We start from the raw sequence: 7,409 nt of genomic DNA, 5'->3' as shown, positions 1-7,409 counted from the left end.
CTTGACCAACAAACCAATATTAAGCCGACAAATCCGCATTCCTTATTCCGCCAACTGGCGATAACCGGAACCGTTGTGCCACATTAAAACAAAAAAATTGAAAATAATAATGAAAAAAATTTTACTTACTCTATTACTTCTATCTAACTTCTACTCTTACTCCCAAAGTCCCTCTGACTTATTTAATGTTGGAAAAGGTATTTCCCTAAGTTCAAATCAAGATAAATTAACCAAACGCTGGTTTTCCAATTTAGAAATTGAGTTCGGTGTATCCAATGAAGTTAGATATGATTATTCCTTATATGACAATAATGATAATCTGTTGGGCGGAAAAAGTAATGAGCTAGATAATAAAGCATCCTACGGTATTTTATATAGTATAAATTATCCAATCTTCAATAAACTGACTTTAGGTGCTATCGGTGGTTTTCAACATCAAGTACAGCAAAAAATATCGGCATTAAAATTAGGAGGAATTGTAAGGTATCACTTTGTCAATTACGAAAGTGTGAACATAAATCTTATGACTGCTTACAATATAGCCTTGAGCGACAATATTGAAAGTGATATGGCGAATGTCCGACTTGGATTGCAATTTCCAATTACAAAAAATGATAAGTTCAATTTAAATTTGAACGTATTCGGAGATTATAATTATTACATATATAAAGAACCTATTCTTAATGAAATCAATGAAAAACCGAGCAATATTATATTTAAATCATATGGATTAAGCTTAGGAATCCAGTTTTAAAAACCAAAAAAATAACGTGGCACAACATCGGTTAAGCGCAAATAGCGGGCATTCTGGTGAAAAGTGATATTTTAGTCATCAAGTAAAAAACAACTAAGCCGACAAGAACGCGTCCCTACTCCACGCTACTTGCCTTAACCAAAACCGTTAGGCAAAATTGATGAGAAAAATCCTGCTAATCATATTATTTCTGACTATAATTTCTTGTAAGAAACGAGAAAGCAACATTGATATAAAAGAACAGACAAAATCGATTTCTAAAATTGATTCTACTTCTGATCAAAAAGTTAGATACGAATCTTTCCTCAAAAAGATACAAGTCTTAAAAAAAGAAAAGTTGATCTAACATATCTAAAAAATGACAGATCTGACACACTTATTGCTTTCTGCAATTGTGAGAAAAATATTAAAGAAAATAGCCTAATTATTCAACCCAGGATTGAATTTCCGAGTAAAAGCGAATTAAAGAAAGGAAATAAAATGTCAACATATTTTTTTCCAGGTCCACCAAGACAATATAGCTTTCCAACTATTTACATAAAAGATTCAATCGTTCAAAAAGTTGAATTATTAAAAGCTTCAAAAGAAAGACAATTTAATAATGAAAAAATAGATTCCGTTTCAATCAACAAATACAAGATTTATATAAATACATTTAATTACAATATTGCCCAGAATGTTTGGGGAACCTATGAACTTATTTTACCAGAAGATTTTGGATATTCTAAAAATGATACTATTATACGCGGAACTTTTCATTGCAATAATTGGCAAGCAGTAAAATATGATGATTTAAATGAGTGGACCGAGCAAAAAGGATATATTGAGTAATCAACTTTGCCTAACATCGGTTCATCGCAAATAACGGGTATTACCGAAAAAGTGCAATTTTAGAGACCAATTATGGAAACAACTAAGCCGACAAGTCCGCATCCTTACTCCCGCAACTTGCGATAACCGTAACCGTTGCAAACAAGAAAGAACAAGAGTTTTTAATCCAAAAAAGAAAAAGCTAGCTGAAAAAAACCAATATTTTTCGAAATAGAGCAAGAAAAATTGTGCTTCTGATTCTAAAAATTAAAAAAATCTTCTGACTTAAAAATTCACATCGGATTCTTTCCAATCATAAAAACCAACGCTCTTAGGCGCAAACTTTAAAAAATAATGATCATAATTCAAAATTTGCCACGCGCTTAAAAAGTCCTTCTAAAAAGTAGATTTTTAAGAAACCGACTCTACTCTGACCCGATATTTGTAAAAAAATGTGCTCCTATTTTCAAGTAAATAAGGAATCCGACGCTCTCTCAGTCTCGATAATTGCAAAAAACGAGACCCTTTATTTTTCAATAATTTCAATAATCTTCTAAGAAAATTCCGATAAAGAATTAAATTAAAAGGATTAGAATTTCATAGAAAGTTAACGTGGCTTTCCAGTTTGCAACAACGATTAACAGCAAATAGCGGGTTATTTACTGAAAATAGTTATTTTAGAGACCAATTATTTAAATTAGTAAGCCGACTAATCCGCGTCCTTATTTCCGCCACTTGCGTTAATCGGGACCGTTACCTGCAAGCCCACAAAAATTCTGGAAAGAAGAAAACTGACCAAAATTTATTAATTTAACTTCAAATGAAATAAATGAGAACAATTCTTCTACTGGCCACTATTTTATTTTCTGTTTTTTTTAATTTCCAAGAAGAAGAAAACGACCGTTTTATTTTTTTCCTTCACAATCGATTTCTAGAAACACACGAATTGAATGAATTACATCCTGAATATGGACGGACTGAATACAAAGAAATCATATCAGAATTTCAGAAAAGTGGATTTAATGTTATCAGCGAAAAAAGAAACGGAAATGTAAATGCCAGGCAATACGCAATTGGAATCGTAAACCAAATTGACAGCTTATTAAAAAAAGGAATTGCACCTAGAAAAATAACAATTGTAGGAACTTCAAAAGGTGGATATATAGCTCAATATGTTTCAACTTTAGCAGAAAATCCAGATTTGAATTTTGTATTTATTGCAAGTTTTCGAAATAATGATATTGAGTCAATTCCCAATATAAATTTTTGCGGCAAAATTCTAACAATTTATGAAAAGTCAGATCCATTTGGAGTTTCTGCAATCGAACGAAAAATAAATTCTAATTGTGAAATAAAAGAATTTAAAGAAATTGAAATAAATAGCGGATTGGGACACGGATTTTTATTTAAACCATTAAAAGAATGGATTCAACCAACGATAAAATGGGCAAATGGAAATTATAACTAAGGCCAGCAGGTAACAACGTATATCGCAAATGGCGGGTTTAATAGAAAAGTACTAAATTAGTTTCCATAACAAACAAAACTGTTAAGCCGACAAATCCGCATCCATAATTCCGCGCCACTTGTCGATATACGAGACCGTTAGGCAGCATAATTTTATCGAGCTTGGAACTTCTAATTTTTTACTTATCTTTGACGTTAGTAACGTAAAACAAAATTATTTGTGATAAAATCTTTTGCAGACAAAGAAGCTGACAAAATTTGGAATGGAACCCAATCAAGAAAGCTTCCTGCTAATATTCAAAACGTAGCTAGAAGAAAATTAAGAATGGTAAATAATGCTCAAAATATAAATGACTTAAGAATTCCACCAGCAAATCATTTAGAAAAACTAAGTGGTAATTTAGAAGGGTTTCATAGCATTAGAATAAATAAACAATGGAGAATAATGTTCAAATGGGAAAATGATAATGCCTTTGAAGTTCAAATTATTGATTATCATTAATCTAAAAAGATAGAAAAATGAAAAAATTAGAAAATATACATCCTGGAGAAATTTTAAAAGAAGAGTTTCTAGATCCAATGGAAATAACAGCGTACAGACTTTCTAAAGAAACATTTATTCCGCAGACCAGAATAAGTGAAATCATTAAAAAGAAAAGAAGAATAACTGCTGATACTGCTCTTCGACTTTCAAAATATTTTGGAACAACTGCTAAATTTTGGTTGGGATTACAAGATGATTATGATTTAGAAGAAGAAAAATCTTTAAAAGAGAAAGAATTCAATAACATAAAACCGTTAGAAAATAACGCAGCCTAACAACGTATATCGCAAATGGCGGGTTTAAGAGAAAAGAACTAACTTAGTTTTCAAAACAAACAAAATCGTTAAACCGACAAATCCGCATCCATAACTCCGCGCCACTTGTCGATATACGAGACAGTTGGCTATAATATTTAATTAAAATTTCATTTAAAATGAAAGAGAAGGAAAAACTAAAAAGCAAAGAGAAAGCCAAAGAAAAAGTTGAGAAAAAAACGGAAAAACATGATAGCTACTTTGTCCAGTTTCAAAAATGGCTAAAAAGGAATATGACATGGGTATACTTTACAATAGCCATTGTATTCATTTTATTTCCTAATACTAAATATTCGCCATTACCCAATTTAGGTAATAGTATAATGGAAAAAATAGGTTTTGTTGCTTTAACTTCTGGGGTATTTGCAGGTGTTTTAAAGTCGATACAATTTTCTGGTTTATTTAAAGAAGAACTCACAAAAATTATATCAGGATCAGACTTCTTGAAAAATCGTAAGGATTTACCAGATTTATGGAAGAAAATTTCGAAAATTATTTATTCCGAGAAATTTCCCGAAATAAGTTCCTTACTTGAAGATAGGATTCTCACCACATATTTTCCTAAAGATAAAAATCATTATAATGAAGATGTTGTAATTTCAATGGTTATTCATAGTATAACAGATGATTTAATTATTAACTACACGCAAACATTGGAATATTATGCGGTCTTAGACAATGAAAAAACCGAATCTACCGTTCAGTATACTCAAACTATTACGGATGACAATGGTGTAAATGAAAAAAATGAATTAATTACATTTGAAGTAGATGATATAGATATTATTAAACTGAAAAAAGAAGAGAAAGAAAAATTTGAAGGAAGCATAGGTCTTAGCGATGATGAGAACAAAGACAATAAAGAACCGGAAGAAAATGGAAAAAAATCAAAGAAGGAATCCGGAGGAGCTGATATAAAGGATCAACCAGTTAAAGCAGAAATTCAAAAAGATAAAAAAAAGGAATATGTTTATAGTTATCCTATAAAAGATAAAAAAAGATCAAAAGTTCTTTTAAAGTTTGAAAATACATATTCATTAAAAGGCGAAAACTTTAAATTACTCCGTTTTAATACAATTACCAGGAATGTTGATGTAACAGTTTCCTACCCAAAAGAAATTGAGGTTTCCTTTTTTAATATTGGTTTAATAAATAAATTTAAACCAATTCATAGAGATATGGTTAATTCATTAAGTAGAAGACATAGAGATGATTTAATATTGCCTAAACAAGGTTTTGGACTTAGTTTTAACAAATGCTAAAACCTCTATTATAAAGTAAATTGTATATTTGTATAACATATAACATTATTAACTATAAAATAAATGATTATGAAAAATTCGAAAAAGGTTATTAAAGGTAGTGATGGACTAATAGGATAAAGAAGTAATTCTAATAAATATATAAAGCTGGATATTAATTTATCCAGCTTTTTTTTATTAATTTTTCAAACATATTTAGCAGATAAATACTATAGCCAACAACGGTTCATCGCCAATAAGCGGCACCGTTAGTAAGAAAATAATTAACTTGACCAACAAACCAATACTAAGCCGACAAATCCGCCTTCCCTACTCCGCCAACTGGCGATAACCGGGACCGTTGGGGCCCATGCAAAATTAAGATAGAATATAAAAAATGAATAAGATTAAAAATTTAGAACAAAGACTACAAGAAACTAGGAATAGTTTGAGTACAGATAGGTTAGATATGTCATTTGGAGAAATAATGAGCATGTATGAACGTGATGAGATAATTATAGATCCGGACTTTCAAAGATTATTTCGTTGGGACACTTATCAAAAAACTAGATTTATTGAGTCTATATTAATTGGAATTCCTGTTCCGCCAATTTTTGTGGCAGAAGATGAAAATGGACGATGGGAACTTGTTGATGGTCTACAACGAATTTCAACTGTTTTTTCATTCTTCGGCATTTTGAAAAATACTCAAGATAAAAACAATTGGGTAATGTGTAAAGGTGATTTAACTGAAGAATTAGAAAATCTAGCATGCAAAGACCTTCCATTGAAATTTCAGTTAAATATTAAAAGAGCAACATGTAGAATTGAAATTATCAAATGGAATAGTGTTTTTGATATGAGATACGAATTATTCAATCGTTTGAATACAGGCGGATCTGAGTTAACAGATCAAGAGATTCGAAATGCAATTTTTAGAGGAGTTTCAAAAGAGTTCAATATATTTCTAAGAGACTGTTCTGAAAATGCAAAATTTATTCAACTTATTCAACCAACGGAAAGACAGTTAGATCAACTATACATGGATGAACTTGTTCTTCGCTTCTGTGCATTGACTGATGGTCAAGATGAATTATCAGAAAATATATCCCAGCATATGACTAACTATATGAAAAAAGCCGTTTCTGACCCAAATAAAATTCCAGAACTCAAAAATAAATTTGAAAATATGGTTGATTTACTTCATCCTGTTGGAAAAGAAGTTTTCAGGGGCGCTAATAATGTATTTTCCACAAGTCTTTACGATTGTGTTTCCATCGGTATCACCAAATATTACGATAAGTACAGGCATGTTCGAACGGATGAACTTATTTCCAAAGTCAACCAACTGAAAGAATCCGCATCATTCAAGAAAGCATCAGGATCTGCTTCTGCGAGTAAATCAAGAATTCTGAAAAGGATTGAAGTTGCTGATGAAATTTTCGGTTAATAAATTATGAAAATATTTATACAAGAAATTCTAGCTGACATTGAATGGAGAACTGCAGAATTGGCAACTTTAAAAACTATACCCATTAAATATAGTTTTAGTCCCGATCATAAGGATTTGCATATTAAATATTCAATTCCAGCCATTTACTCCATTTGGGAAGGATTTGTAAAAAACTGTTTTACAATTTATTCTAATCATTTGAATACTCTCGCTTTAAGTCGTACGGAAATTTGCTATGAACTATTAACTCACCAACTTGACTCTGAATGTGATTTCAATAACTCCAGAATTCATTTTGATAAAAAAGTCAACCTAGTAAAAACATTAGATAGTTTATTTCAAGATACTATAATAATTAAACCTACGGTACCAACAGAATCTAATGTCAACTTTAAAGTTCTCAACCGTATTTTAGAGCGATTCTGTATTACAAGATTAGACGACGAATATGACAAGGGATTAAATAAACTCTTACTTTTTAGAAATAAAATTGCCCATGGAGAAAATTCTATTTTAGTTAATATGAATCATATTACGGAGTTTACATCGTTGATCGAAAACTTAATGTTGGATGTAATAATAGGAGTGGAAATGTGTGAGAAAAATGAAACGTATAAAAAGTAATTGCACGCCGCCCCAACATCGGTTAATCGCAAATAACGGGTATAGTAGAAAAAGTGGAATTTTAGAAACCAAGAAAGAAAATAATTAATCCGACAAGTCCGCTTCCTTACTCCCGCAACTTGCGATAACCGTAACCGTTGCCACCAATTTTATATGAAGAAAGAATTAAAAAAAATTAATGAAAATTTTGAGAATCAGATTG

At 30.7% G+C, this 7,409-nt stretch carries 8 protein-coding genes; all 8 read left to right on the top strand.

Features of this window, described 5'->3' with window-relative positions; translation table 11 throughout:
- Nucleotides 1–109 precede the first annotated feature (109 nt).
- Nucleotides 110–754, top strand: a complete 645-nt coding sequence (locus tag AB8M93_RS18105) for a hypothetical protein (RefSeq protein ID WP_373060289.1) — start codon at nucleotides 110–112, stop codon at nucleotides 752–754.
- Nucleotides 755–1,234: 480 nt separating this feature from the next.
- Nucleotides 1,235–1,585 (top strand): hypothetical protein, encoded by a 351-nt coding sequence (locus AB8M93_RS18100; RefSeq protein ID WP_373060287.1) that lies wholly within the window; start codon nucleotides 1,235–1,237, stop codon nucleotides 1,583–1,585.
- An 808-nt stretch (nucleotides 1,586–2,393) separates the two neighbouring features.
- Complete coding sequence (locus AB8M93_RS18095; RefSeq protein ID WP_373060285.1) at nucleotides 2,394–3,032, top strand: alpha/beta hydrolase; 639 nt, start codon at nucleotides 2,394–2,396, stop codon at nucleotides 3,030–3,032.
- A 219-nt stretch (nucleotides 3,033–3,251) separates the two neighbouring features.
- Nucleotides 3,252–3,533, top strand: coding sequence for a type II toxin-antitoxin system RelE/ParE family toxin (locus AB8M93_RS18090; RefSeq protein ID WP_373060283.1), 282 nt, complete (start codon nucleotides 3,252–3,254; stop codon nucleotides 3,531–3,533).
- 17 nt (nucleotides 3,534–3,550) lie between these two features.
- Complete coding sequence (locus AB8M93_RS18085) at nucleotides 3,551–3,850, top strand: HigA family addiction module antitoxin (RefSeq protein WP_011709863.1); 300 nt, start codon at nucleotides 3,551–3,553, stop codon at nucleotides 3,848–3,850.
- 158 nt (nucleotides 3,851–4,008) lie between these two features.
- Nucleotides 4,009–5,151 (top strand): hypothetical protein, encoded by a 1,143-nt coding sequence (locus AB8M93_RS18080; protein WP_373060281.1) that lies wholly within the window; start codon nucleotides 4,009–4,011, stop codon nucleotides 5,149–5,151.
- A gap of 376 nt (nucleotides 5,152–5,527) precedes the next feature.
- Nucleotides 5,528–6,580, top strand: a complete 1,053-nt coding sequence (locus tag AB8M93_RS18075) for a DUF262 domain-containing protein (RefSeq protein ID WP_373060279.1) — start codon at nucleotides 5,528–5,530, stop codon at nucleotides 6,578–6,580.
- Between the two features lie 6 nt (nucleotides 6,581–6,586).
- The gene (locus AB8M93_RS18070; protein ID WP_373060277.1) at nucleotides 6,587–7,207 is read left to right on the top strand and encodes an MAE_28990/MAE_18760 family HEPN-like nuclease; all 621 of its coding nucleotides are present in this window, start codon (nucleotides 6,587–6,589) and stop codon (nucleotides 7,205–7,207) included.
- Nucleotides 7,208–7,409 lie beyond the last annotated feature (202 nt).

The sequence above is a fragment of the Autumnicola aciditolerans genome (assembly GCF_041679265.1).
GTDB lineage: Bacteria > Bacteroidota > Bacteroidia > Flavobacteriales > Flavobacteriaceae > Autumnicola.
This window is presented reverse-complemented; position numbering and strand designations above follow the sequence as displayed.

Coding starts and splice junctions, on each gene's coding strand:
- AB8M93_RS18085 (WP_011709863.1), top strand. CDS start 3,551: ATGAAAAAATTAGAAAATATACATCCTGGAGAAATTTTAAAAGAAGAG.
- AB8M93_RS18075 (WP_373060279.1), top strand. CDS start 5,528: ATGAATAAGATTAAAAATTTAGAACAAAGACTACAAGAAACTAGGAAT.
- AB8M93_RS18105 (WP_373060289.1), top strand. CDS start 110: ATGAAAAAAATTTTACTTACTCTATTACTTCTATCTAACTTCTACTCT.
- AB8M93_RS18080 (WP_373060281.1), top strand. CDS start 4,009: ATGAAAGAGAAGGAAAAACTAAAAAGCAAAGAGAAAGCCAAAGAAAAA.
- AB8M93_RS18100 (WP_373060287.1), top strand. CDS start 1,235: ATGTCAACATATTTTTTTCCAGGTCCACCAAGACAATATAGCTTTCCA.
- AB8M93_RS18070 (WP_373060277.1), top strand. CDS start 6,587: ATGAAAATATTTATACAAGAAATTCTAGCTGACATTGAATGGAGAACT.
- AB8M93_RS18095 (WP_373060285.1), top strand. CDS start 2,394: ATGAGAACAATTCTTCTACTGGCCACTATTTTATTTTCTGTTTTTTTT.